The organism is Polaromonas sp. P1_F2 (genome assembly GCF_056405735.1).
The window spans coordinates 42,506-66,422 of the sequence record NZ_JBFUBN010000014.1; the positions used below are offsets into that span (position 1 = coordinate 42,506).

Below are 23,917 nucleotides of genomic sequence, written 5' to 3' on the forward strand. Positions count from 1 at the left end.
CGCTTTCACCGGCCGGTGCGGGCGGCCAACCCACCGTTATCAAGTTGTGCCAAACCATCGCGTCGTTTGTATGAGCAACTCTTTGGCGTCGAATATCGACTCGCTTGCCCACCCGACGACGCCATCCGGGCGTACGAGCACCGCACTCAGGCCGAACCGGGTGTCGGTGCTTGCACGCGCGTATGCGAGGCGGTCTTTCCAGGCTCCGGCGATGGGTCTCAAGGTGTAGTCGCCGAACTCAAGCAACAAGCCCTTTCCGGCACGCAGGTAATCAGCAAGTTTTCGGCCATCGGACACTTCGAAGTCCGGCGCACTTCGACCGACAAGCGGATGCGCGTTGCCAAGGTCATACCGCAAGGTCGCACCCCATACCCGCTCGGCGAAATAGGTCGCGCCGTCCTGCGTCTCAATGAGGTCGCGCATGATGCTTCCGAGAGCGCGGGAGCTTTCGCCCGGCCGCATGAGCGCGACCTGGGCGCGCGACCAGTCCAGAATTTGCGCACCCACGGGGTGGCGCTCGGCGGCATAGGTATCCAGCAGCTCGCCCGGCGCTTCGCCCCGAATGGTGGAGGCAAGCTTCCATCCGAGGTTCATGGCGTCTCCCAATCCCAGGTTCAAGCCTTGCCCGCCGAGCGGCGAATGGATATGGGCGGCATCACCGGCGAGAAGCACCCGCCCTTTGCGGTATTGGCCGGCCTGAAAAGCCCGGTCGGTCCACGTGGTGGCGAGCCTGAGCGCCGTGACGGTGACGCCGGAGCCGGCGACACGGCGCAAGACCGACTGCACATGCTCCAGGGTCATGGGTTGGTTGCGGTGAAACGCACCCCCGTCAAAGTCAACCATTGCAATCGTTCCCGGGGGCTGGAACGTGTACACCCCGGTGGGGGTGTACTGGCGCCCAGGCGTCAGCTTCTCCGGGTCGGCCAGCTCGACTTCAACCGAGTAGCCCGTGAACTCCGGCTGCGTACCCAAGAAATCAAAACCACCGGCTTTGCGCACGGTGCTGCGGCCGCCATCACATCCGACGAGCCAGCGGGCGCGGAAGGTGTGGGTACCCGCGAGGACATCCACGTGATCGTCTGAAGCGCTGAACCCGTCCACGGCAACACCTCGCAGGATTTCGGCCCCCAGGGCAGTCGCATGCGCGTCCAGCACGGCTTCGAGGTCCGCCATGGTCGAAACCATGGGCGCGCTTGCCGGGTTGGGGAGGCAGTATGGCCACCGCTTGCTGTCGATGTTGTCCTGGAAGAACTGGATACCTGCGAAGTGTCCGCCGGGGCGCCGCGTCTGCCCCATCCAATGCGCGACAGGCGCCGGCTTGCCGTCGGGGGCCTTGGCTCTTTGCACCTGCAAGGCTTGAACTTCTCCCAGGAGTCCTCTGCGATAGAGCGCTTCGGCAGTGGGAATTGAAAGCCCGCGCATGCCAAAGGGAAGCCTCTTGAGCGGAGAGTCCGGGTTGTCGGCCTGCTCGAGCACCAGGACGGATGCGCCGCCCAGCCGCAGTTCACCGGCCAGCAGCAAGCCAACCGGGCCAGCCCCGACGACTACGACGTCATAGATGGAAGAATTGTTCATGTCCGCTCCTGAGTGATGTCCGGCCGGAGCGGTTCGTCGACATTGAGAACCACACGGACGAACATGGGACGCCCGTACGGCATCGGTATTCGTCGTGGGGCCTCCGGCGATGTGCGGAGGCAGAGCTCTCGTTTCTGAAAGGACCTGGACTGACCATACCAAGTCTGCCTTTTTCGACAGCCCCAGTGTAGCAAGGCCTCCAGCTCACCCGGAACAGTCCATGGCCGGGTCGTGGCAACCGCCGGATAACAATCAGGGCCGCAGGTACGCCCAGCCTTCGTGCTGCTTCTTCATGATCTCGGTGACGCCGGCGGGCACATAGCTGATGCCGGCCAGCATGTCGTCCTTCGTCAGCTTCTGGCCGCGCATGGTGTTCTCGCAGGCGGTGACCTTGATGCCGGCCTTGGCGGCGTCGGCGATGCGCGAGCCGGTCGGTGATTCGAGCTTGAGCATGCCTATGCCCGGGCCGTAGGCGACGATCTCGATCTCGACGTTGGCCGCGCCCACGTCGTCCTGCAGGTTCTTGGCGTTGTTGAGCGCCAGGTTCCATTTGGCCGGGTCGTTGTCGCTGACCTGGATCACGATGCCCTGGCGTTTGCCGCCTGTGGACTGGGCGTGGACGCTGAGAAGGACGGTGGCGAGGGCTGCCGCGGCGCCGGCCTGGAGTACGAGTCTGCGGTTCATGGGGAAGTCTCCTGATGGGAGGCTTATTTCAACACAAGGGCCGCAGGCCCCCATCCCAACCTTCCCCCAGCGGGGGAAGGCGTAAAACCGCCACTCTTCTCCCTCCCCCGCTGGGGGAGGGCAGGGGTGGGGGCCAGCGGCCTTCAAAAGGACCAGGGTTGACTATTTACCGCCGGTTGCGGGCAGCGGCACTGCAGGTACGACAGGCGGATTGCCGCCTGAATGGATGTGATGGTCGGGCGACTTGACCAGCTTGCGCACAAACACCACCACCTGCCACACGACCAGGATGCCGATGACACCCAGCAGGGTGCCGCTGATGGGGCGATTCACGAAGACGTTGAAGCTGCCGCGGCTCAGCAGCATGGCGCGGCGGAAGTTCTCCTCCAGCATGGGACCGAGGATAAAGCCGAGCAGCAAGGGCGCCGCCTCCATGTCCAGGCGCAGGAAGAGGTAGCCGATGAAGCCGAAGACGGCGGTGGTGTAGATGTCGTCCAGGCTGTTGTTGATGCTGTAGGTGCCTATGCAGCAGAAGAACAGGATGGCCGGGAACAGCACGGTGTAGGGGATCTTGAACACCGACAGCCAGTAGCGCACCAGCGGCACGTTGAGGACCAGCAGGAAGCAGTTGCCTATCCACATGCTGGCCACCAGGCCCCAGAACAAATCGGGGTGGGTGGCGATCATGTTGGGGCCGGGCTGTATGCCCTTGACCACGAAGGCCGCCATCATCAGCGCCATGACGGCGTTCTCGGGAATGCCGATGGCCATCAGCGGGATGAAGCTGGTGCGCGCGGCGGCCTCGTCGGCCGCCGCCTGGCCGGCCACGCCTTCGATGCAGCCGGTGCCGATCTCGTGCTTGTACTTGCTGAATTTCTTGTCGGCGGCATAGGCGGCGAACTGGGCGATGGTGGGGCCGCCGCCGGGCAGTATGCCCAGGATGGACCCGATCACGCTGCCGCGCAGGGCGCTGGGGATGATGCGCTTGAACTCGGGCCAGGTCGGCATGAGTTTGATCTTGCCGTTGAAGGGCGTGAGCACGTTTTTGTTGTCGAGGTTTTTCACGACCTCGGCAATGCCGAAGCAGCCCAGCGCGATGCTGATCAGGCCTATGCCGTCCATCAGGAAGGGCAGGTTCATGGTGTAGCGCGCGACGCCGCTGTTGACGTCGGTGCCGACCATGCCGAGCAGCACGCCGACCATGGCCATGGCCAGGCCGTTGAGCAGGCTGCCGCTGCTGACAAAACTCACGCAGAAGAATCCGAGCAGCATCAGCGCGCAGTAATCGGCCGGCCCGAACAGGAAGCCGACCTCGCCGAGCGCGGGCGCCATGGTCGACAGCACGACGATGGCCACGGTGCCGCCGATGAAGCTGGAGACGCCGGCCGTGAAGAGCGCCAGGCCGGTCTTGCCCTTGAGCGTCATCTGGTAGCCGTCAATGCAGGCGACGATGCTGCTGGCGTGCGGGATCTTCATGGTGATGGCGCTGACGCTGTCGCCGTATTGCGCGCCGTAGTAGATGCCGGCCAGCATGATGAGCGCGCCGCCGGTGGGGATGGAGTAGGTCAGCGGCAGCAGCAGGCTGATGGTGGACAGGGGGCCGAGCCCGGGCAGCAGCCCGATCAGCGTGCCCACCGTGCAGCCCAGGGCGCAGTACAGCAGGTTTTGCAGGGTCAGCGCATGTTCGAAACCGAACGCGAGGTTGTGAAAGACTTCCATATCAGTACAGCGGCAGGCCGAGGCCGAGAAATTGTTTGAAGGCAAAGGCCACGGCGACCAGGCCGATGGAGATCTTGATGTTGCGCACCACGGAATACGAGGTGCCGGCCAGTGTGGAGCAGAACACCAGGAAGACGATCCCCAGGATCATGTTGACGTACTGGGACAGCACCGAAAAGCCCACCAGGCTCAGCAGGATGATGGCGATGTTCTTGACGCTGTAGTCCAGGGGAACGGGGCCGACGAAGTGCGAGCGCACCACCGTGAGCACGCCGATGATGAACAGGAAGGAGCTCACCATCAGCGGGAACAGGCCGGGCCCGGAGCGGCTCAGCTCGCCCAGTGTGTAGTTGAAGGACACGCCGCCGAAGACCAGGGCGATCGCCATGAGGCACAGGCCGCGGACGAAGTTGCGGTTGTTCAGGTTCATGGGAAGCACCTCCGGGGCCGCGCCGGCGGGGCCTTGTCGGTGAATGAAGGGTGGGTCATCGCGTCTCCTGCTAATGTCCCGGCTCTCCGGTCCTGCACAGCGCAGGCGGCGGGCGTTCGGGCTGGAGGCGATGTTAGGAAGCGAGGCTTCCAATCGGCTTTCGTTTTACGCGGCGGGGGCCAAAATACGTGTTATCACTAACGCCCGAAGCGGCGCTCCGGGCCGTTCAGCCGGCTGCCAGCGGCAGGCGCAGGATGGCGCGCAGGCCGGCGCCGGCGGCCGTGTCCGCGAGCTCGATGTCGCCGCCGTTGCGCCGCGCATAAGCGCGCGCGATGGCCATGCCCAGCCCGGCGCCGTGCGAGCCTTTTTCGGCGCCCGGGTCGGCCGAATGGAAGCGTTCGAAGACCTGCGCGCGCCGCTCGGGGGCAATGCCGGGGCCGTCGTCGCGGACCTCGGCCAGGGCCATGCCGTCCAGCACGGACACCATCACGGTGATGTGCCCGCCGGCCGGCGTGTAGGCAATCGCGTTGTGCACCAGGTTGGACAGCGCCTCGTGCAGCTCGGGGCCGCGCGCCCGCACCGGGACCACGGGTGCATCCTGCCGTGCGCCTGTTTCCGGTGAGTCGCCGCGGGCGTCGACCCAGCCCAGGTCCTGGTTCTTCTCGTGGGCCAGCGCCAGGTACTGCAGCACCACCTCCCTGGCGATGGTGTTGAGGTCGACGATGCCGGGCGTGTCGGACACATGGGCGGGCGCCGCGCCCTCATTGGCGTGGGCCAGCGACAGCAGTTGCTCGCACAGGCGCCGGCTGCGCGCGATCTGGGCGACCATGGCGCGCAGGGTGGCGTGAAGTTGCCCGGTGTCTTTTTCGCGCAGCGCCACGCCGGCCTGGGTCAGCATGATGGCCAGCGGCGTGCGCAGCTGGTGCGAGGCATCGGCCAGAAATTGCGACTGCTGCTCCAGCAACTCGCGGTAGCTGGCCAGGTGCTGGTTGAGGGCGTCGACCAGGGGCGCGACTTCATGCGGCACGTCGCGGGTGTCCAGGGGCTGGAGGTCGGTGCCTTTGCTTTTCAGCACGGATTTGCGCAGCCGCTCCAGCGGCTGCAGCGACCAGGTCACGCCCAGCCAGACCAGCAGCACCATCACCAGCACCATGCGCGCGTCGCGTATCAGCTCCTGCCGCAGGGTGGCGGCCTGCGCCCGGTCACGCGGGACTGTGGTTTCCGCGACCTGGACCAGCAGCCTGAAATTCCCGCCGCGCCCGTCCAGCACCTGGCTTTGCAGCGCCACCACACGCACCGGATGACCCGCGTAGAAGTCGTCGTACCAGACGGGCCAAACCGCGGCGGGGGAGTAGAGGTCCGGCGATGAAGGCGATGAGAGCGGCGGCGGCGCGGGCAGGTCTGTGACGCCCAGCAAGGTGATCTCGCGCGGGGCGGCCGGCTTCCCGGCCTGTGCATCCCCCAGCTCTGTCAGGCCGACGTGCAGGTATTTCTGCAGGGGACCGGCGGCGGCGAACAGGGCTTGCACGCCGGCCGATGCATTGAGGCGCAGTGAGCCGTCCGGCGCCGGCGCCACGCTGCTTTGCAGCACATGCGCAGCCTCGAGCATGCTCTGGTCGTAGGCCTCCTGCACCTGGTCACGCAGGGCGCGGTAATCGTTCCAGCTGTCCAGGGCCAGCAGGCCCAGGATGGCCGGGAGCAGCAGCGTGAGCAGGCGCGCGCGTATGCCGAAGCGATCGGGGTCAGTGCGCAGTATTTTCATGCGCGGTGCTGTCCGGCGTGATGCTTTCGAGCATGTAGCCCAGGCCGCGCACGGTGACGATGCGCACATCGCCGCCGTCGAGCTTGCGGCGCAGCCGGTGCAGCACCAGCTCGATTGCATCGGGGCCGGCATTGCTGTCGGCCGGGAAGACCTTGCCGGAGAGCTGCGATTTTTCCACCGGCGTGCCGCTGCGCGCGAGCAACACCGACAGGGCCGCGCTTTCGCGCGGCGTGAGCTGCAGCAGCGTGCCGGCCAGCGTGAAGGCGCGGCTGTCGTGCGGGCATGACAGGGAGCCGCATTGCAGCGGCGCGTGGGAGCGTCCCCGGCTGCGCCGCACCAGCGCGGCCAGCCGGGCTTCGAGCTCCTCGATGGCGAAAGGCTTGGCCAGGAAGTCGTCGGCCCCGACGTTCAGGCCCTTGACCCGGTCCTGCAGCGAACCCTGGGCCGTCAGCACCAGCACGGGCGTACGGTTGCCGCCCTTGCGCAGCTCGGCCAACAGGGCCAGCCCGTGTTTGTCGGGCAGCCGCAGGTCGAGCACCACGGCGTCATAGTCGTTGCCGGCCAGCAGCGACTCGGCCGTGGCGGCATCCGGCGCGTGGTCGGAGACATAACCGCTTTGCTTGAAAGCGCGCAGCAGCCACGAAGCCATCTCGGCTTCGTCTTCCACAAGCAGCAGGCGCATGTCGGTGCGGCAGGGATGGGTTTGGCGGGCGGGTTGGCTTAGCGCTGGATGTCACCCAGGCACAGGTACTTCATCTCGAGGTATTCGTCCATGCCGTGGCGCGAACCCTCGCGGCCCAGGCCGGACTGCTTGACGCCGCCGAAGGGCACGTGCTCGGTGGCGATCACGCCGGCGTTGATGCCCACCATGCCGTACTCCAGCGCTTCGGCGACGCGGTAGATGCGGCCGATGTCGCGGCTGTAGAAGTAGCTGGCCAGGCCGAACTCGGTGTTGTTGGCCGCGTCAATGGCTTCCTGGTCGTGCTTGAAGCGGAACACCGGCGCGAAGGGGCCGAAGGTTTCCTCGCGGGCGCAAAGCATGTCGGCGGTGGCTTCGGAGACCACCGTGGGCTCGAAGAACTGGCCTTCAAGCTTGTGGCCGCCGGCCAGCAGCTTGCCGCCTTTGGCGAGGGCGTCGGCGACGTGGCGCTGCACTTTCTCGATGGCCGCGTCCTCGATCAGCGGGCCCTGCACCACGCCGTCCTCAAAGCCGTTGCCGACCTTGAGCGCCTTGACCTTGGCGGCGAATTTTTCGACGAACTGGTCGTACACGCCGTCCTGCACATAGATGCGGTTGGCGCAGACGCAGGTCTGGCCGGCGTTGCGGTATTTGCTGGCCATGGCGCCCTCGACGGCCGAGTCCACGTCGGCGTCGTCGAACACGATGAAGGGCGCGTTGCCGCCCAGCTCGAGCGCGAGCTTCTTGACGCTGGGCGCGCTTTGCGCCATCAGGATGCGGCCGACTTCGGTGGAGCCGGTGAAGCTGATGTGGCGCACCACGTCGCTGGCGCAGAACACCTTGCCGACGGCGATGCTGTTGGCGCTGTCGGCCGTCAGCACATTGAGCACGCCGGCCGGGATGCCGGCGCGCACGGCCAGCTCGGCGGCGGCCAGGGCCGTCAGCGGCGTGAGCTCGGCCGGCTTGATGACCACCGGGCAGCCGGCGGCCAGGGCCGGGGCGACCTTGCGGGTGATCATGGCCAGCGGGAAGTTCCAGGGCGTGATGGCGGCGCAGACGCCGATGGGCTGGCGCAGGACCATCAGGCGGCGGTTGTTGTCGAACTGCGGCAGGGTCTCGCCGTTGACGCGTTTGGCTTCTTCGGCGAACCACTCGACAAAACTCGCGCCGTAGGCGATCTCGCCCTTGGCCTCGGCAAAGGGCTTGCCCTGCTCGGCGGTCATGATGCGGCCCAGGTCTTCCTGGTTGGCCATCAGCAGCTGGAACCACTTGAGCAGGATGGCGTGGCGTTCCTTGCCGGTCTTGTTGCGCCAGGCGGGCCAGGCGGCATTGGCCGCGGCGATGGCGGCTTCGGCGTCCTGCGGACCCAGGTTGGCCACGTCGGCCAGCTTGCGGCCGGTGGCCGGATCGTTCACGTCAAACCGGGCCTTGCCGGCGACCCACTGGCCGTTGACCAGTGCGTCGGTCTTGAAGAGGCTGGGATCTTTGAGCAGGGAAATGGGGGAAGTTTTCATGTCCATGGGCGGGAGTCCTTAAAGCGAGAAGGCTGAAGAGGGGGAGAGGGTGGAGGAGGGCGGAAGAGGCGTGGAGGGAGGGCGAAGAATGCGCGCGTCGGGTGATTTTGACAGCTTTCGCAGGGAGCTACGGGCGGCGGGTGGGTATGCGACCCCGGGAAAGGGTTTCCGCGCGAGGGCGTCGTCCCGGCGTGTCAGGCCCTGCGCCCGCGCAGCCATTCCAGCAGCAGCAAAAGGGAGGTGGTGAACAGGATCAGCAAGGTCGCCACGGCCGCGATCGTCGGCGAAATGTTTTCCCGGATGCCGGTGAACATCTGGCGCGGCAGCGTGGCTTGCTCCGCACCCGCCAGGAACAGCGTGACCACCACTTCATCGAAGGAGGTGGCGAAAGCGAACAGCGCGCCGGAGATCACGCCCGGCGCGATGACCGGCAGGGTGATCCGGAAAAACGTCCTGAAAGGCGTTTCACCCAGGCTGAGCGACGCGCGCACCAGGTTGTGGTTGAAGCCCGCCAGCGTCGCCAGCACGGTGGTCAGCACAAAGGGCGCGCCCAATGCGGCGTGCACCACGATCAGCCCGAAGTAGCTGTCGGCAAGGCCCAGCGGCGCGAAATACAGGTAGGTGGCCACGCCGACCACAATGATGGGAACCACCATGGGGGCGATGAGGATGCCCATCAGCAGGCTTTTGAACGGGAAGTTGCTTCTGGAAAGGCCGACCGCCGCCAAAGTGCCCAGCGCGGTGGCGATCAGGGTGGCGGCGGGCGCCACGATGAAACTGTTTTTTGCGGCCCTGGCCCATTCCGGCGAATCCAGCAGGTTGCGATACCACTTCAGCGACCAGCCCGGGATCGGATAGGCCAGGAAGGAACTGTCGGAAAAGGACAGTGGCACCATGACCAGGATGGGCGCCAGCAGAAAAACCAGGATGGCGACGCAGGCGGCGCGCACCAGCCACCAGCCGGCTTTGTCGGCCAGGGTGGCGTAGCGGGGGAAGGCGGGCCCTGTGATTTTGAACATGGTGAATCGGCGTCTGCGTCTGTAAGTCTGTAGAAGAAAAAAGGATGTCAGCCGATGCTGAGTTCGGCCTTGCCGATGCGCCGGTAGACGCTGTAAAGAATCATGGTCGCGGTCAGCAGCACGGCGCCCAGCGCACAGGCCATGCCCCAGTTGACTTCGACGTTGGTATAGCGGGCGATGTAGTAGCTCAGCATCTGGTCATCGGCGCCGCCGAGCAGGGCGGGGGTGACGTAATAACCAATGGACAGGATGAACACCAGCAGCGCCCCGGCACTGATGCCGGGATAGGTCTGCGGCACATACACCCGAAAGAAGGCGGACAGCGGCGTGCTGCCCAGTGAAACGGCGGCCCGGACGTAAGTTGCGGGCACGTTTTTCATCACGCTGTACAGCGGCAGGATCATGAAAGGCAGCAGGATGTGCACCATGGCGATCACCACGCCCGCGCGGTTGAACAGCAGCGCCAGCGGGCTGTCGATCAGGCCTATGCCCATCAGCCCGCGATTCACCAGGCCTTCGGATTGCAGCAGCACGATCCATGCGGCGACGCGTACCAGGATGGAGGTCCAGAAAGGCACCAGCACCAGGATCATCAGCAGGTTGGCCTTGCGCGCCGGCAGCGAAGCCAGCCACCAGGCCAGCGGGTAAGCCAGCGCCAGGCAGAACAGGGTGACGACAAAACTGATCTGGAAGGTGCGCAGCAGGATGGGCCCGAAAGCGCGCTGGTCCGGCGGCATGCGTTCGATGCTGCCCTGGCTGTCACGCCGCAGGTCCACCGATGCCAGCAGGTAGTCGGGCGTCCAGCGGGAACCGTTTTTGGCAATCGCCTGCCAGAAGGAGGGCTCCGCCCAGCGCGGGTCCAGCTCGACCAGCCGGGCCTGTATGTCCTGCGGCGACCCGGTGATGGGCAGCGCGCGGTAGGCCCCCATGACCAGCGAGCGAGAGCCGGGCACCTCCGAGTTGAGCCGCCGGGCCAGGGCGCCGGCGTCCGAGCTGTCGGAAAGATGCCCGAGGTCTTCCACCAGCGCCGCATAGCTGGCGGGCGCAGGCGCCGCCTGCGGGGCCCAGCCCTTGAGGCTTTGCACCGTGCGCGGCAGCGCATTCACGACTTCGGGGTTTTCGACGGCGCGCTGCAGCAGTGCCGCAATGGGAATGAGCAAGGTCACCAACAGAAACACCAGCAAGGGCAGGGTCAGGGCGAAGGCACGCCATTTGCGGCGCGCATCGGCCCGCGACAGCGCCCGGCGCAGCGCGCCAGCGTCTTCGCCCGTCAGGGCCGCCTTGCGGGTGAAACTGTTCATGCTGGCCTGCTCCCGGCTTTATTGCGTGGCCCAGGCGGCGAAGCGTTTTTCAAGCGCCTCGCCCTGGTCGGCCCAGAAGCCGACGTTCATCTGGATGGCCTCTTTCGCATTGGCCGGCGACGTCGGCAGGTCATCCAGCACCTTCTTGTCGAGCTTGGCCAAAGCCTGGTTGTTGACCGGGCCGTAGGCGATGTTCTGCGCGTACACGGCCTGGGTGGCGGGCTGGCTGGCGAAGGCGATGAACTTCATGGACGCATCCTTGTTGGGCGCGCCTTTGGGGATGACCCAGTAGTCCAGGTCGTAGATACCGCCGGGCCAGTAGATCTTCAGGTTGCGGCCTTCGCGGTTGGCGGCGTCAATGCGGCCGTTGTAGACCGTGCTGAGGGCGACGTCGCCGGCCACGAGGAACTGGGCGGGCTGGGCGCCGGCCTCCCACCACTGGATGCTGGGCTTGAGTTCCGTCAGCTTGCGGAATGCGCGGTCGGCGCCGTCCTTGGTGCCCAGGACCTTGTAGACGTCGGCGGGCTTGACCCCGTCGGCCATCAGCGCGAATTCGAGGTTGTAGCGGGCGCCTTTGCGCATGCCGCGTTTGCCGGGGATCTTCTTGACGTCCCAGAAGTCGGCCCAGCTGGTGGGGGCGGTCTTGACCTTGTCGGCGTTCCAGGCCATCACGGTGGACCAGACAAAAACGCCCACGCCGCATTCCTTGACCGCTGCGGGCAGGAAGTCCGCCTTGGCGCCGATTTTGCTGAAGTCGATTTTTTCAAACAAACCTTCGTCGCAACCGCGCTGCACATCGGGTGCTTCAACTTCGACAACATCCCAGGTCACCTTCTTCGTTTCGACCATGGCCTTGATTTTGGCCTGCTCGCCGTTGTATTCCACCGCGACGACTTTGGTGCCGGCTTTTTCGTAGGGCTCGTAGTAGGCTTTTTTCTGCGCATTGGCATTGGCACCGCCGAAGTTGACGACGGTGATCTGCTGCTGTGCAAGCGCAGGCAGGGCCAGGCACGAAGCCATGGCAAGGGCGATGATGTTTTTCTTCATGGTGCTATTTCCTCGGTGGTTGATAAAGGCAAAAGGTGAAGGCGGTGAAGGCTGAAGGGACGCTTGAAAATGGGGGAAGGGCAATGGGGAATGGGGGAATGGGGAACGGGCTTACACCGCGTAGATCCGCGTCAATGCGGGCGGAAATTCGAGGTGTACCGCGTCGCCCGGTTGCGGCGGCGGCAGGCCGTCCAGCAGGGTGAGGGGCAGCTTGACCGTGGCTTCCGCCTGGCCGGCGCCGACATCGCACAGCAGCCGCAGGTGGTCGCCGAAATAGATGATGCGCGCCACGCGCGCGGGCAGCACATTGGCGGTTGAAGCCGGTGCCTGGCCATGCAACACAATGCGCTCCGGCCGGATATAGGCCTCGACCTGCGCGCCGACAGCCGCCTGGTTGACATGGATGCCGCCCAGGATACGACCGTCCGGCAATTCAATGCCCGCGGCGCGTTCTTTGCCCTTGAGCACGGTGCTGTCGCCGACGAAACCGGCGACAAAGCGGTTGGAGGGCGTCTCATACAGCGCCTCCACGGGGGCCAGTTGCTGGATCGCGCCATCGTTGAAGACCGCCACGCGGTCGCTCATGGTCAGGGCCTCGCCCTGGTCGTGCGTGACATAGACGAAGGTGACGCCAAGCTGCTTGTGCAGCTCCTTCAGTTCAATCTGCATGTGCTCGCGCAGCTGCTTGTCGAGCGCGCCCAGCGGTTCGTCCATGAGCACCAGTTGGGGCTCGAACACCAGCGCCCGCGCCAGCGCGACGCGCTGCTGCTGGCCGCCCGACAGCTGCCCGGGCAGGCGATCGGACATGCCCGAGAGGCGGACCATGTCGAGCGCGCGCAGCACGCGGCTGGCCTGGTCGGCTTTCGGCACCTTGCGCACCGTGAGCGGATAGGCCACGTTCTGGCCCACGGTGAGGTGCGGGAAGAGGGCGTAGTTCTGGAACACCATGCCGAAGTTGCGCTTGTGCGGCGGCGTGCCGGTGATCTGCGAGCCATTGAGAAAGATTTCCCCGGCGGTAGGCGACTCGAAGCCGGCCAGCATCATCAGCGTGGTGGTTTTTCCGGAGCCGGAAGGGCCCAGCAGGCTCAGGAATTCCCCGCGATGAATGTCAAGGTCGAGCTGCTGCACGACAAGCTGTTCGCCGTCATAGGTTTTCTGCACGCCCGAAAAGCGCACAAGGACATCGTTATCGGTCATCGGTTTTCCTGAGCTGTTCACGAAGATCAGCGTACGGCGGCGAAGCTGTCGGCCAGGATTTGCAGGCCTTCGTCCAGCAAGGCGTCGGACGCCGTGAGGGGAACCAGAATCCTGATCACATTACCGTAGGTGCCGCATGAGAGCAATATCAATCCACGCCGGGCGGCTTCGCTGACCACGCGTTTGGTCAGTGTGGCGTCGGGACGGGCGGGGTCCGCGTTTTCGAAGAGCTCCATGGCCACCATGGCGCCCAGGCCGCGGACATCGCCTATGGCCGCTTCTTTCTCGGCGATGGCGCGCAGGCCCTTGACGAGGTAGTTGCCCAGGGTCTTGCTGCGCTCCAGGAGTTTTTCGTCCTTGAAGACCTTGAGCACGGCCAGCGCCGCCGCGCAGCCGATGGGGCTGCCCGCGTAGGTGCCGCCCAGCCCGCCGGGGCCGGGTGCGTCCATGACCTCGGCGCGGCCGACCAGGCCTGATATCGGAAAACCACCCGCCATGGATTTGGCGATGGCGATCAGGTCGGGCGCCACGGGCCACTGTTCGCTCGCATACCAGGTGCCTGTGCGCCCCGCGCCGGTCTGGACCTCGTCGGCGATCAGCAGGATGCCGTGCCGATCGGCCAGCGCCTTCAGGCGGCTGATGAACTCGGGCGGGGCGATATAGAAACCCCCCTCGCCTTGCACCGGTTCAATGATGAAGGCCGCCACGCGCTCGGGTTCGACATCGTTTTTGAGGATCTGCTCGACCGAATGCAAGGCCTGGTCGATGCTGACCCCGTGCAGCGCGTTGGGGTATTCGGCATGGAACACCTCGCCGGGGAAGGGGCCGAAGCCCAGTTTGTAGGGCGCCACCTTGCCGGTCATGCCCAAGGTCATGTTGGTGCGGCCGTGGTAGCCGCCGGTGAAGGCGATGATGCCCGGGCGCTTGGTGTAGGACCGCGCCACCTTGACGGCGTTCTCGACGGCCTCGGCGCCGGTGCTCAGCAGCAGGGTTTTTTTGGCGAAGTTGCCGGGCGCCAGCGCATTGAGCTTTTCCGCCAGTTCGACATAGGGCTCATAGGCGACCACCTGGAAGCAGGTGTGTGTGTAGAGCTCGAGCTGGGCCTTGACCGCGGCAATGACTTCGGTGTGCAGGTGGCCGGTGTTGAGGACGGCGATGCCGCCGGCGAAGTCGATGTAGCGGCGGCCTTCGACGTCCCACAGTTCGGCGCTTTTCGCCCGGCTGACAAAAATTTCGTGGGCCTGGCCCACGCCGCGCGTCACGGCGGCTTGGCGGCGCGCCATCAGGGCGGCGTTGCTGGTAGTCTGGTTTGGCTGCATGGTGAAGGTGGTTTCGGGTTTCTGGACAGGGACGGGTGGACTGTAGAAGTGCGCGTGAAGCCCGTCCATGTACACCTTTGCGCTGTTTTCAGCGCACTGTGCGGGTCTAGAATCCTGTACATGGATTCCCCAACCCGGTGCACGAGGATTGCAATGCACAATCTGCCTTTTTTGGTTTTTTGATGCTCACACTCCGCCCGGAACTGCAGACCCCCCTGGTGAGCCAGATCGTCGACGGCCTGCGGGGCATGATTGCCGGGCAGGCGCTGAAACCGGGCGTCAAGCTGCCCTCTATCCGCGGTTTTGCCGCCATGCACGGCGTCAGCGTCTTCACGGTGGTGGAGGCCTATGACCGCCTGGTGGCCCAGGGATGGCTGGTTTCCCGGGCCAATGCCGGGTTTTTCGTCAAGCGCAGGGGCGACGAAGGTGCATCGGGCGCGCCGTATGCACAGCCGCAGCAGCCGAAATTCGACGCGCGCTGGTACCTCAAGCAGATCTTTGAAAACCGCAACCTGCCGATGAAACCCGGTTGCGGCTGGTTGCCGCACGATTTCCTGTTCGGGGACGCGCTTCGCCGCAGCATGCGGCACCTGTCGGCGGACGGCTCGTCCCTGGAAGGCTACGGCCTGCCCCACGGGCATATGGCGCTGCGCATGGTCATCGCGGAGGGCCTGGCTGAAAACCAGATACCGGTCGAGGCGGACCAGGTGCTGCTGACGCAGGGGTCCAGCCAGGCGCTGGACCTGGTCGCCCGGCAACTCCTCAAGCCCGGCGACACGGTGCTGGTGGACAACCCCGGCTATCCCAACCTGATGTTCATGCTGCGCTTCCTGGGGGCCAACCTGGTGGGTGTGCCGCGCACCCCCACGGGCTACGACCTCGCCGCACTGGAGGCCTTGCTGGCCGAGCACAAGCCCAAGGCCTTTTTCACGCAGCCCCGTTTGCAAAGCCCGACCTGCTCGACCGCCTCGGCGGCCCACCTGCACCGCTTGCTGCAACTGGCCGAGGCGCATGACTTCACGCTGGTGGAGAACGACATTTACGCCGACATGGACCCGACCTCGCGCTCCACGCTGGCCAGCCTGGACCAGCTGCGGCGCGTGGTCTACATCGGCAGCTTTTCCAAAACCATTTCCCCCAACCTGCGCGTGGGCTACCTGCTGGCCAGGGGCGAGCTGATCGAGGACCTGGCCCAGCTCAAGATGATTTCAGGGCTCACGTCTTCGGACATCGCCGAGCGGCTGACCTTCGGGGTGGTCACCGACGGCCGCTGGCGCAAGCACCTCAAGTCGCTTCGGGAAAGGCTGGCCGCGGCGCATCGCAAGACCGAAAAAAACCTGACCGGCCTGGGGTTTGAGCTTTTCCATGAGCCGGGGGCCGGCATGTACCTGTGGGCCCGGCATCCGGACCTCCCGGATGGCGCCGTCCTGTCCAAAGAGGCGACGCCGGAAGGCATCATGCTCGGCCCGGGACAGCTGTTCCTGATGGAACCGCATCCCACGGGCTGGCTGCGCTTTAACGTGGCGTTCTGCGACGACGAGCGCATATGGCGCTTTCTGGCCCAGCGGATCGAGCTGGGCCAGCAGGCAGCCCAGTAAGGGCACGGCCCGCAGGCCCGCGGCATCAGATCTCGATGACGCGCCTGGCGAAGCCCTCGAGGTAGTCCATGAGCTTGTTGGCGCCGAGCACGGCGGCGGCCTCGTCGCCGGTGGCGATGCCCTGGGCCAGCTCCATGTGAAAGCGCGCGCCTTCGGTGATCTCGCCCTCGTGCTGGTAGGCATACCAGAAGCGCCGGCACTGCACGATCAGCGGCACCACGCTCTTGACGGCCGGGCTGTTGCGGCAGGCCTCGTGGTTGACGAGGTCCAGTTCGTGGTCGGCCGCCATGTAGGCCTCCAGGTTGGCGCGCTCAGCGGCCTTGATCATCTTGGCCGCGCAGCCGACGATGGCCTTGCGCTGGGCCGCCGTGGCGCGCCGCGCCGAGCACGCGGCGATCACGCCCTCGAGCACGCGCCGCGTGAGGATCACGTCCAGGTGGTCGGCCAGGTCGATGTTGGAGACCAGCAGGCCGCGCCGGGGCTGCTGCACGATCAGGCCGATGGAGACCATGCGCAGCAGCGCCTCGCGCACGGGAGTGCGGCCCAGCTGGGTGCGCTGGGCCAGGTCGGCCTCGACCACGGGCGCGCCGGGCTGCAGCTGCAGGGTGGCGATCATCGCCTCGATGGCGTCGTAGGCGACGTCAGCGGCCCGGCGTTTGGCCGGCGGTGGGGGTGCGGTCGTGGGCAGGGGCATGTTGTTGTCGGGTGTCTCGGCGTTGCAGCAGGGCCTGCCATTCGCCCACCAGGCCACGCCGGAAGAACGATACGCAGACAATGAAGGTCAGGCCGATGAGGATGGTCACCACGCCGCCCAGGGCGGCGAGGTGGTTCTGCAGGCTGACCACCAGCGCTGAGCCTACCACGGGCCCCCAGCTGGTGCCTAGCCCACCGAGCAGGGTCATCAGCAGCACCTCGGTCGAGGTGCCCAGCGTCACGTCGTTGAGCGTGGACAGCTGCAGCACCAGCGCCCGGAGCGAGCCGGCCAGCCCGGCCAGCGCGGCCGACAGCATGAAGGCGTAGAGCTTGCAGCGGTCGGTGTCGTAGCCCAGCGAGACGGCGCGCGGCGCGTTGTCGCGCAGCGCCTTGAGGGCCTGGCCGAAGGGCGAATGCACGATGCGGTGTATGGCCAGGAAGGCCGCCGTGAACACCGCCAGCGTGAAGTAGTACATGTGGTTGTCGACCGAGAGGTCGACCAGGCCGAGCAGCTTGCCGCGCGGGATGCCCTGCATGCCGTCCTCGCCGCCGGTCCAGGGGATCTGCACCGCCAGGAAGTAGGCGACCTGCGAGAGGGCCAGGGTGATCATCGCGAAGTAGATGCCGGTGCGGCGTATCGCCAGTGTGCCGATCAGCCAGCCGATGGCGGTGGCCACGGCCACGCCCGCCAGGATGGCGAGCTCGACGGGAAACCCGGCGGCGCCGAAGCGGATCATCAGGATGCCGGTGGTGTAGCCGGCCCAGCCGAAGAAAGCCGCATGGCCGAAAGACACCAGCCCGGTGAAGCCGATCAGCAGGTTGAAGGCCAGCGCGAACAGCGCGTAGCACATCACCTTCATGATGAAGACCGGGTAGGCGAGCTCGGGAAAGGCCGGCACCAGCAGCGCGGGCAGCAGCAGTGCCAGCAGGATGCGGACGGGCGTGGGGATGTTGGCGAGCAGGGATTTCATGGCCTAGTGCTCCTTGCCGAAAAGGCCGGCGGGCCGCGTCAGCAGCACCAGCGCCATGATCACGAACACCACCACGGTGGAGGCCTCGGGGTAGAAGACCTTGGTGAGGCCTTCGAGCAGGCCCAGGGCCAGCCCGCTCACGACGGCGCCCAGGATGGAGCCCAGGCCGCCTATCACCACCACGGCGAACACGATGTTGAGCAGGTTGGCGCCCATCAGCGGGTTGACCTGCATGATGGGCGTGGCCAGCACGCCGGCGATGCCGGCCAGGCCCACGCCGAAGCCGTAGGTCAGGGTGACCATCAGCGGGATGTTGACGCCGAAGGCCTGCAGCAGCTTGGGGTTCTCGGTGCCGGCGCGCAGCAGGGCGCCCAGCCGGGTCTTCTCGAACAGGAACCAGGTGAAGCCGCAGATCAATATCGAGGCCACCACCACGAAGCCGCGGTACAGCGGCAAATACATGAAGCCCAGGTCGACGCCGCCCTGCAGCAGCGCGGGCGGGTCGTAGCTGGCGCCCGAGATGCCGTAGAAGTGGCGGAACGCGCCTTCGAGCACCAGCGCGACGCCGAAGGTCAGCAGCAGGCCGTAGAGGTGGTCCAGGTGGTAGAGCCGCTTGAGCAGCGTTTTCTCGAGCAGCACGCCCAGGCCGCCGACGATCAGCGGCGCCAGCACCAGCGCGGCCCAGAAGTTGACCTTGAATTCGGGCCCCAGCAGCAGCGGCAGCTGCGAAAAGCCTATCCAGGCCAGGAAGGCGGCCACCATGAACTGCGCGCCGTGCGCGAAGTTGATGATGTTGAGCAGGCCGAAAATAATCGCCAGCCCCATGCTCAGCATGGCGTAGAAGCAGCCGTTGATCAGGCCCACCAGCAACTGGGCCAGCAGGGACTGCATCGGGATGTCAAACATGATGTGTGTTTCGTGGAGGGCGCGGCGGCTGCCCATGGCACACCGCCGCGCGGGGTGTCATTACTTGGCGGCCTGGCAGGCGGGGTTGATGGGCGGGAAGACGTCAGCGCCCTTGAGCACGGACTTGACCTTGTAGTAGTCCCAGGGCGCCTTCGATTCGGCCGGCGTCTTCACCTGCAGCAGCAGCATGTCGTGCACCAGCGCGCCGTCCTCGCGCAGCTTGCCCTTGCGGATCACGGCGTCGTCTATGGTCATCTTGCGCAATTGCGTCATGACGGCCTTGGCCTCATCGGTGCCGGCGGCCTGGATGGCCTTGAGGTAGCTCAGCGTGGCCGAGTAGACGCCGGCCTGGGCGGCGGTGGGCATGCGCTTTTGTTTTTCAAAGAACTTCCTCGACCAGGCGCGCGAGCGCTCGTCGAAGTCCCAGTAAAAGGCTTCGCTCAGGTACATGCCCTGCGCTTTGTCCAGGCCTATGCTGTGGACGTCGGAGATGTAGGTGAGCAGCGGCGCGACCACCTGCTTGCGCGTGATGCCGTATTCATTGGCCTGCTTGATGGCGTTGACGGTGTCGTTGCCGGCGTTGGCCAGCGCGATGACGTCGGCCTTGGAGGCCTGCGCCTTGAGCAGGAAGGACGAGAAGTCGTTGCCCGGGAAGGGGTGGCGCGAGCTGCCGACCACGTTGCCGCCGTCGGCCTTGATGACCTCGGTCGCGTCTTTTTCCAGCGAATGGCCGAAGGTGTAGTCGGCGGTGATGAAGTACCAGGTCTTCTTGCCTTCCTTGACCAGCGCGCGCGCGGTGCCGGCGGCCAGCGCGTAGGTGTTGGTGGTCCATTGCGCCGTCAGCGGCGTGCATTTTTCGCCGAGGATGGCGGTGGCCAGGCCCGAGGAAGGCATGACGATGCGGTTCTTCTGCCGCGCGATTTCCATCACGGCCAGCGCGGTGGAGGTGGTGGGGAAGTCGGTCACCATGTCGACCTTGCCCTGGTCGAACCAGCCGCGCGCCAGGTTGGCCGCTACGTCGGGCTTGTTCTGGTGGTCGGCGAAGACCAGCTCGATGGGTTTGCCCAGCACCTTGCCGCCCATTTCTTCAATGGCCATGCGCGCCGCCGTGACCGAGCCCTGGCCGGACAGGTCGGAGTAGATGCCGGAGAGGTCGTTGAGCACGCCGATCTTCACGACGTCGTCGCTGACCTGGGCGTGAACAGAGAAGGACGAGAGGGCGGCGCAGGCCGCCAGGCAGACGGAGAGTTTGCGGAATGGCATGAGGGACTCCATGGGTTGGGGAAGGGTGAGGAAAAGAAAGAAAGGGGACGTTGAAGAACTCAGATGCCGAGCAGCTCGTTGAGCCGGTCCTGCCGGGCTTCGACCTCGCGCTGCTCCATGACCTCGACCACCTGGCCGTGCTCGATCACGTAGTGGCGGTCGGCCAGGTGCCTGGCGAAGCGGAAGTTCTGCTCCACCAGCACGATGGTGAAACCGCGCGCCTTGAGCTCGCGTATCACCTGGCCGAGCTTTTGCACGATCACCGGCGCCAGGCCCTCGGTGATTTCGTCGAGCAGCAACAGCTGGGCGCCGGTGCGCAGGATGCGCGCCATCGCGAGCATCTGTTGCTCGCCCCCGGACAGCCGCGTGCCGGGGCTACCGGCGCGCTCTTTAAGGTTTGGGAACATGGCGTAGATCTGCTCGAGGGACATGCCGCCTTCGCCGACCTTGGGCAGCAGCAAGAGGTTTTCCTCGGCGGTCAGCGAGGCGTAGATGCCGCGCTCTTCCGGGCAATAGCCCAGGCCCAGCCGTGCGATGCGGTGCGGCGGCAGGGTGATGGTTTCCTTGCCGGCCACCCGGATGGAGCCGGTGCGCTTGCCGACCAGGCCGAGGATGGCGCGCAGGGTGGACGTGCGGCCCGCGCCGTTGCGGCCCAGCAGGGTGATGCATTCACCGGCCTTGACGTCGAGGTTGATGCCCTGCAGCACATGCGATTCGCCGTACCAGGCGTGCAGGTCGCGGATGGTGAGCATGGCGTCGCCCGCATGGTGGGTGTGTTCAGGCATCTTCTTCGACTCCCATGTAAGCCTCGCGCACGGCGGGGTTGGTGGAGACTTGCGCGTACGGCCCTTCGGCCAGCACCTCGCCGCGTTGCAGCACGGTGATGGTGTCGCTGATGTCGGCCACCACCTTCATGTTGTGTTCCACCATCAGCACCGTGCGCTGCGCGGACACCTGTTTGATCAGCGCCTTGATGCGGTCCACGTCCTCGTGGCCCATGCCCTGGGTGGGTTCGTCGAGCAGCAGCAGTTCCGGGTCCAGCGCCAGCGTGGTGGCGATTTCCAGCGTGCGCTTGCGGCCGTAGGGCAGGTCGCCGGCCAGAAGCGCGGCAAAGCGCGCCAGGCCGACCTGCTCGAGCAGGGCCATGGCCGGCGCGTCGAGCCGCTGCATCGCGGCGATCGACTGCCAGAAGCGGTACTCCACGCCGAGCTTGCGCTGCAGCGCGATCTTGACGTTCTCCAGCACCGTGAGCTGCGGGAACACGGCGGAAATCTGGAAGGAGCGCACGATGCCGCGGCGCGCGGTCTGCGCGGGCTTTTCGTGCGTGATGTCGATGCCGTTGAAGAGGATCTTCCCTTCGGTCGGTGTATGGAACTTGGTCAGCAGGTTGAAGACCGTGGTCTTGCCGGCGCCGTTGGGGCCTATCAGCGCGTGGATGCTGCCGCGCCTGACGCGCAGGGCGACGCCCCGCACGGCGACAAAGCCGCGGAACTCCTTGCTGAGCCCCTGGGTTTCGAGAATGATGTCCTGTGGCATGGTGGTGGGTGCGTGCTTTCAGTCGGGAGTGGGTGTGCTTGCCAGCGTGGCGATGCGCGCGGGCGACAGCGGCGGCCTGGGCGCGGGTGGCGTCCAGCCAAAAAGGAATTGCGCCGCCGCGCCGCAGACGCGGCCCTGGCAGGCGCCCATGCCGCAGCGCGTGTTCAGCTTGGCGTCGGTCCAGCCGCCGCAAGCCGCGAGCGCCGCCTGCGGCACGTCTTCGCAGCGGCAGACCAGGGTGTCGGGAGCGGCCAGGGTTTTGAGTGCCGGGGCCAGGGCGAAGTGGCGCTGCAGCTGGTCGGCGAAGGCCTGCCAGTGCGCGCGTTGCCGACCATGGTGAAGCGCGGCACCGATGTTTTCGACGGCCGCATGGCCGGCGATGCGGCCCTGAGCGAGCGCGCGCTCACTGCCGCCCACGCCGGTGCATTCACCGGCCGCGTAGACACCGGCCACACTGGTCGCCTGCAGGCCGTCCACCGTCAGCGCCGGCGCGCCGCCGGGGTTCGGTGTGAGCGCGCAGCCCAGCAGCTGGCCCAGCTCGGTGTTGGGCACCAGGCCGAAGCCGCAGGCCACGCGGTCGCAGGTGATGTCCGTCTCCCGCCCGGCATGGTGAAGCCGCACCGACTCGACGCGGCCCGCGCCCTGCGCCGAGACAACACGGGTGCCGGTGCGGTAGCGCGTGCTGGCCAGGCCCAGGGCCTGTGTTGCCTTGCCGGGCCAGCGCAGCAACTGGGCCGCAAAGCCCGCGACCGATGCCAGGCCGGCCTGCTCGGCGATGCGCAGCACGCGCGCGCCGGCCTGGCGCGCCGTGGCGGCGGCCACCAGCAGCAAGGGACCGCTGCCGGCGATGACGATGCGTTCGCCGGCGACCGGCAAGCCGGCCTTGATCAGCGCCTGCAAACCGCCGGCCCCCGTGACGCCGGGCAGCGTCCAGCCCGGGAAGGGCAGCAGCAGCTCGCGCGCGCCCGTGCACAGGATCAGCTTGCCGTAGCGCTGCACCCAGCCTTGTTTTTCATCTTCCAGCAGCAGCGCGCCGGCGCCGGCCGGGCTGACCACGCGCGTGCCGCACAGCAGGCGCACGTTGGCGCAGCACGCCAGCGCCTCACGCATGCGCAGCGCCTGCGGCGGCAAGTGGGCGCCTGGGCCGTCGCGCCAGATCTGGCCGCCTGGCGCCGGGTTGTCGTCCAGCAGCGTGATGCGGGCGCCGCTGGGCGCGGCGGCCAGCGCCGCGGCCATGCCCGCGGGGCCTGCGCCGATGATCAATACATCGCAGTATTCCATGGCCGTTGACGATTTTTTGGCGTTCACGTTGCAGCCTCCACCACCATGCCGTCTTCGCAGTGCGTCTGGCAGGCCAACCGGCGCAGGCCGTCGATGTCGACGCGGCATTCCTGGCAGATACCCATGCCGCAGAAGGGCGCGCGGGCTTCGCCGTGCACGGAGCGGCGTGCCATGCCCATGCGCGCGGCGTCGGCGATGCGCAGCGCCGCGGCCACGGAGGTACCCGTCTTGACCGACAGCGGCCGGCCGTTGACGTGGAGCGTCACGGTGTCGGGTGTTTTCATGGGTGTGCGGTCTCCGCAAACCGCTGGGCGGCATAGGGCGTGGGGTCGAAGGCGGGCGTGGCGCCGGCCATCTGCGCGGCCAGCAGTTGTGCGGTGCCGGTGGCCGTGGTGACACCCAGGCCTTCATGGCCGACGGCCAGCCACAGGCCTTCACGCCAGGGATGGCGGCCGATCAGGGGCAGGCTGTCGGGCGTGGCTGCGCGCAGTCCGGTCCAGTTGCGGATGGCATTCAGCCCGGCCAGCGCGGGAATGTAGGCCAGCGCGCGTTGCAGCATCCGCGAGACCATGGCGGTCTCCACCGCGAGATCGGTGGTGCCGAACTGCCGCGACGAGCCGATCAGCAACTGTCCGGTGGGGCGCGGCTGCAGGTTGAAGGCGACCGACGGGCCTTCGCTGTGGTGCGCGCTGGTGACGTAGCCGAGCTCCACCAGCTGGTGGTGTACCTTGCCTGGGTAACGGTCGGTGATCACCAGGTGGCCTTTTTTGGGCCGGATCGGCAGCTCCGGGCACAGCGCGGTGGCGTGGATGCCGTTGGCCAGCAGGATCATGGGCGCGGTGCGATGGCTGCCATCGGCAAGCTGCGCCCTGTTGCCTTCAATGCGCACGACCTCGGCGTGTTCCAGCTGGATGCGTTCGCCGCCTTGCTCAACCAGCCAGTTCGCCGCTGCCGGCGCGTACACAATGCTGTCGCCGGTCACTTTCAGGGCCCCGGTGAGCCCCGGGCGGAGCGCGGGCTCGGCCTGTGCCAGCGCCCTGGCGCCCAGCAGATGGCAATCAATGCCGAGTGCGCCCAGGCGGGCGTGCTTTTCTTCGGCGGCCTGCATTTCCGCCGCATCGGCCGCAAGCCAAAGCGTTCCGCACGGGCTGAACGCGCACTGGGGCGGCATCCGCGGTGCCAGTTCGCGCCACAGTGCCAGCGAGCGCTGGCTGAGGGCCAGCTCCGCGGGGTTGTCGTCCATGACCACGAGGTGGCCCATGCCGGCCGCCGTGGCGCCCGGGCGGCGGGCATCGAGCATGCGCACGTTCAGGCCGGAGGCAGCCAGGGCTTGCGCGCAGGCCGCGCCGACGATTCCGGCGCCGATCACGAGGACGTCCGCCTGCCGGCTCGATGCTTCAGGCACGGTGGTGCTCACGATGCG

General features: G+C 66.5%; 22 protein-coding genes. 1 reads left to right on the plus strand and 21 read right to left on the minus strand.

Features of this window, described 5'->3' with window-relative positions:
• Positions 1–39: 39 nt before the first annotated feature.
• The 12 genes from AC1D0O_RS22045 to gabT all read right to left on the minus strand — a co-directional run bounded on the left by AC1D0O_RS22045 (position 40) and on the right by gabT (position 14,246).
• Positions 40–1,575, minus strand: coding sequence for an FAD-dependent monooxygenase (locus tag AC1D0O_RS22045; RefSeq protein WP_477655634.1), 1,536 nt, complete (start codon positions 1,573–1,575; stop codon positions 40–42).
• A gap of 252 nt (positions 1,576–1,827) precedes the next feature.
• The gene (locus tag AC1D0O_RS22050) at positions 1,828–2,259 is read right to left on the minus strand and encodes a DsrE family protein (RefSeq protein WP_477655635.1); all 432 of its coding nucleotides are present in this window, start codon (positions 2,257–2,259) and stop codon (positions 1,828–1,830) included.
• Between the two features lie 162 nt (positions 2,260–2,421).
• Positions 2,422–3,978 (minus strand): tripartite tricarboxylate transporter permease, encoded by a 1,557-nt coding sequence (locus AC1D0O_RS22055; RefSeq protein ID WP_477655636.1) that lies wholly within the window; start codon positions 3,976–3,978, stop codon positions 2,422–2,424.
• A 1-nt stretch (position 3,979) separates the two neighbouring features.
• A complete protein-coding gene (locus AC1D0O_RS22060) occupies positions 3,980–4,408 on the minus strand; it encodes a tripartite tricarboxylate transporter TctB family protein (protein WP_477655637.1) in 429 nt (142 codons plus the stop codon).
• A 226-nt stretch (positions 4,409–4,634) separates the two neighbouring features.
• Entirely contained in the window at positions 4,635–6,170 is a 1,536-nt protein-coding gene (locus tag AC1D0O_RS22065) for a sensor histidine kinase (protein ID WP_477655638.1), read from the minus strand.
• A complete protein-coding gene (locus AC1D0O_RS22070; protein ID WP_477655639.1) occupies positions 6,151–6,852 on the minus strand; it encodes a response regulator in 702 nt (233 codons plus the stop codon). The genes AC1D0O_RS22065 and AC1D0O_RS22070 overlap by 20 nt, the downstream gene beginning before the upstream one ends.
• A gap of 38 nt (positions 6,853–6,890) precedes the next feature.
• Complete coding sequence (locus AC1D0O_RS22075) at positions 6,891–8,369, minus strand: NAD-dependent succinate-semialdehyde dehydrogenase (protein ID WP_477655640.1); 1,479 nt, start codon at positions 8,367–8,369, stop codon at positions 6,891–6,893.
• 188 nt (positions 8,370–8,557) lie between these two features.
• Positions 8,558–9,382: an ABC transporter permease gene (locus AC1D0O_RS22080; RefSeq protein ID WP_477655641.1), complete on the minus strand. Its 825-nt coding sequence runs from the start codon at positions 9,380–9,382 to the stop codon at positions 8,558–8,560.
• Between the two features lie 47 nt (positions 9,383–9,429).
• Positions 9,430–10,683 (minus strand): ABC transporter permease, encoded by a 1,254-nt coding sequence (locus AC1D0O_RS22085; RefSeq protein ID WP_477655642.1) that lies wholly within the window; start codon positions 10,681–10,683, stop codon positions 9,430–9,432.
• 18 nt (positions 10,684–10,701) lie between these two features.
• Positions 10,702–11,730 (minus strand): ABC transporter substrate-binding protein, encoded by a 1,029-nt coding sequence (locus AC1D0O_RS22090; protein WP_477655643.1) that lies wholly within the window; start codon positions 11,728–11,730, stop codon positions 10,702–10,704.
• 111 nt (positions 11,731–11,841) lie between these two features.
• Complete coding sequence (locus AC1D0O_RS22095; RefSeq protein ID WP_477655644.1) at positions 11,842–12,927, minus strand: ABC transporter ATP-binding protein; 1,086 nt, start codon at positions 12,925–12,927, stop codon at positions 11,842–11,844.
• Positions 12,928–12,953: 26 nt separating this feature from the next.
• A complete protein-coding gene (gabT, locus tag AC1D0O_RS22100; protein WP_477655645.1) occupies positions 12,954–14,246 on the minus strand; it encodes a 4-aminobutyrate--2-oxoglutarate transaminase in 1,293 nt (430 codons plus the stop codon).
• Between the two features lie 182 nt (positions 14,247–14,428).
• Between gabT and AC1D0O_RS22105 the strand changes: the two genes are divergently transcribed.
• Positions 14,429–15,844, plus strand: coding sequence for an aminotransferase-like domain-containing protein (locus AC1D0O_RS22105; RefSeq protein WP_477655646.1), 1,416 nt, complete (start codon positions 14,429–14,431; stop codon positions 15,842–15,844).
• Between the two features lie 25 nt (positions 15,845–15,869).
• Here AC1D0O_RS22105 and AC1D0O_RS22110 read toward each other — a convergent pair whose 3' ends face one another.
• The 9 genes from AC1D0O_RS22110 to AC1D0O_RS22150 are packed head-to-tail and all read right to left on the minus strand — an operon-like array spanning position 15,870 to position 23,899.
• Positions 15,870–16,538, minus strand: a complete 669-nt coding sequence (locus AC1D0O_RS22110) for a GntR family transcriptional regulator (RefSeq protein WP_477655647.1) — start codon at positions 16,536–16,538, stop codon at positions 15,870–15,872.
• Positions 16,486–17,508, minus strand: a complete 1,023-nt coding sequence (locus AC1D0O_RS22115) for a branched-chain amino acid ABC transporter permease (protein ID WP_477655648.1) — start codon at positions 17,506–17,508, stop codon at positions 16,486–16,488. Before AC1D0O_RS22115 ends, AC1D0O_RS22110 begins: the two co-directional genes overlap by 53 nt.
• Before the next feature lie 3 nt (positions 17,509–17,511).
• The gene (locus tag AC1D0O_RS22120) at positions 17,512–18,414 is read right to left on the minus strand and encodes a branched-chain amino acid ABC transporter permease (protein ID WP_477655649.1); all 903 of its coding nucleotides are present in this window, start codon (positions 18,412–18,414) and stop codon (positions 17,512–17,514) included.
• Positions 18,415–18,474: 60 nt separating this feature from the next.
• Positions 18,475–19,677 (minus strand): ABC transporter substrate-binding protein, encoded by a 1,203-nt coding sequence (locus AC1D0O_RS22125; RefSeq protein WP_477655650.1) that lies wholly within the window; start codon positions 19,675–19,677, stop codon positions 18,475–18,477.
• Positions 19,678–19,736: 59 nt separating this feature from the next.
• Complete coding sequence (locus AC1D0O_RS22130) at positions 19,737–20,462, minus strand: ABC transporter ATP-binding protein (RefSeq protein WP_477655651.1); 726 nt, start codon at positions 20,460–20,462, stop codon at positions 19,737–19,739.
• Positions 20,455–21,213 (minus strand): ABC transporter ATP-binding protein, encoded by a 759-nt coding sequence (locus AC1D0O_RS22135; protein WP_477655652.1) that lies wholly within the window; start codon positions 21,211–21,213, stop codon positions 20,455–20,457. Before AC1D0O_RS22135 ends, AC1D0O_RS22130 begins: the two co-directional genes overlap by 8 nt.
• Before the next feature lie 18 nt (positions 21,214–21,231).
• Positions 21,232–22,494, minus strand: coding sequence for an FAD-dependent oxidoreductase (locus AC1D0O_RS22140; protein ID WP_477655717.1), 1,263 nt, complete (start codon positions 22,492–22,494; stop codon positions 21,232–21,234).
• Between the two features lie 23 nt (positions 22,495–22,517).
• Positions 22,518–22,778, minus strand: coding sequence for a 2Fe-2S iron-sulfur cluster-binding protein (locus AC1D0O_RS22145; RefSeq protein ID WP_477655653.1), 261 nt, complete (start codon positions 22,776–22,778; stop codon positions 22,518–22,520).
• Positions 22,775–23,899 carry an NAD(P)/FAD-dependent oxidoreductase gene (locus AC1D0O_RS22150; protein WP_477655654.1) on the minus strand — a complete coding sequence of 375 codons (1,125 nt, stop codon included), beginning with the start codon at positions 23,897–23,899 and terminating at the stop codon, positions 22,775–22,777. The genes AC1D0O_RS22145 and AC1D0O_RS22150 overlap by 4 nt, the downstream gene beginning before the upstream one ends.
• Positions 23,900–23,917: the final 18 nt, after the last annotated feature.

Bases quoted from the DNA above. Each gene is read 5' to 3' on its own strand.
- AC1D0O_RS22105 (WP_477655646.1), top strand. From the start codon at position 14,429: ATGCTCACACTCCGCCCGGAACTGCAGACCCCCCTGGTGAGCCAGATC.
- AC1D0O_RS22130 (WP_477655651.1), bottom strand. From the start codon at position 20,462: ATGCCTGAACACACCCACCATGCGGGCGACGCCATGCTCACCATCCGC.
- AC1D0O_RS22080 (WP_477655641.1), bottom strand. From the start codon at position 9,382: ATGTTCAAAATCACAGGGCCCGCCTTCCCCCGCTACGCCACCCTGGCC.
- AC1D0O_RS22055 (WP_477655636.1), bottom strand. From the start codon at position 3,978: ATGGAAGTCTTTCACAACCTCGCGTTCGGTTTCGAACATGCGCTGACC.
- AC1D0O_RS22050 (WP_477655635.1), bottom strand. From the start codon at position 2,259: ATGAACCGCAGACTCGTACTCCAGGCCGGCGCCGCGGCAGCCCTCGCC.
- gabT (WP_477655645.1), bottom strand. From the start codon at position 14,246: ATGCAGCCAAACCAGACTACCAGCAACGCCGCCCTGATGGCGCGCCGC.
- AC1D0O_RS22065 (WP_477655638.1), bottom strand. From the start codon at position 6,170: ATGAAAATACTGCGCACTGACCCCGATCGCTTCGGCATACGCGCGCGC.
- AC1D0O_RS22140 (WP_477655717.1), bottom strand. From the start codon at position 22,494: ATGGAATACTGCGATGTATTGATCATCGGCGCAGGCCCCGCGGGCATG.
- AC1D0O_RS22070 (WP_477655639.1), bottom strand. From the start codon at position 6,852: ATGCGCCTGCTGCTTGTGGAAGACGAAGCCGAGATGGCTTCGTGGCTG.
- AC1D0O_RS22045 (WP_477655634.1), bottom strand. From the start codon at position 1,575: ATGAACAATTCTTCCATCTATGACGTCGTAGTCGTCGGGGCTGGCCCG.
- AC1D0O_RS22125 (WP_477655650.1), bottom strand. From the start codon at position 19,677: ATGCCATTCCGCAAACTCTCCGTCTGCCTGGCGGCCTGCGCCGCCCTC.
- AC1D0O_RS22120 (WP_477655649.1), bottom strand. From the start codon at position 18,414: ATGTTTGACATCCCGATGCAGTCCCTGCTGGCCCAGTTGCTGGTGGGC.
- AC1D0O_RS22075 (WP_477655640.1), bottom strand. From the start codon at position 8,369: ATGGACATGAAAACTTCCCCCATTTCCCTGCTCAAAGATCCCAGCCTC.
- AC1D0O_RS22110 (WP_477655647.1), bottom strand. From the start codon at position 16,538: ATGCCCCTGCCCACGACCGCACCCCCACCGCCGGCCAAACGCCGGGCC.
- AC1D0O_RS22095 (WP_477655644.1), bottom strand. From the start codon at position 12,927: ATGACCGATAACGATGTCCTTGTGCGCTTTTCGGGCGTGCAGAAAACC.
- AC1D0O_RS22115 (WP_477655648.1), bottom strand. From the start codon at position 17,508: ATGAAATCCCTGCTCGCCAACATCCCCACGCCCGTCCGCATCCTGCTG.
- AC1D0O_RS22135 (WP_477655652.1), bottom strand. From the start codon at position 21,213: ATGCCACAGGACATCATTCTCGAAACCCAGGGGCTCAGCAAGGAGTTC.
- AC1D0O_RS22085 (WP_477655642.1), bottom strand. From the start codon at position 10,683: ATGAACAGTTTCACCCGCAAGGCGGCCCTGACGGGCGAAGACGCTGGC.
- AC1D0O_RS22060 (WP_477655637.1), bottom strand. From the start codon at position 4,408: ATGAACCTGAACAACCGCAACTTCGTCCGCGGCCTGTGCCTCATGGCG.
- AC1D0O_RS22090 (WP_477655643.1), bottom strand. From the start codon at position 11,730: ATGAAGAAAAACATCATCGCCCTTGCCATGGCTTCGTGCCTGGCCCTG.
- AC1D0O_RS22145 (WP_477655653.1), bottom strand. From the start codon at position 22,778: ATGAAAACACCCGACACCGTGACGCTCCACGTCAACGGCCGGCCGCTG.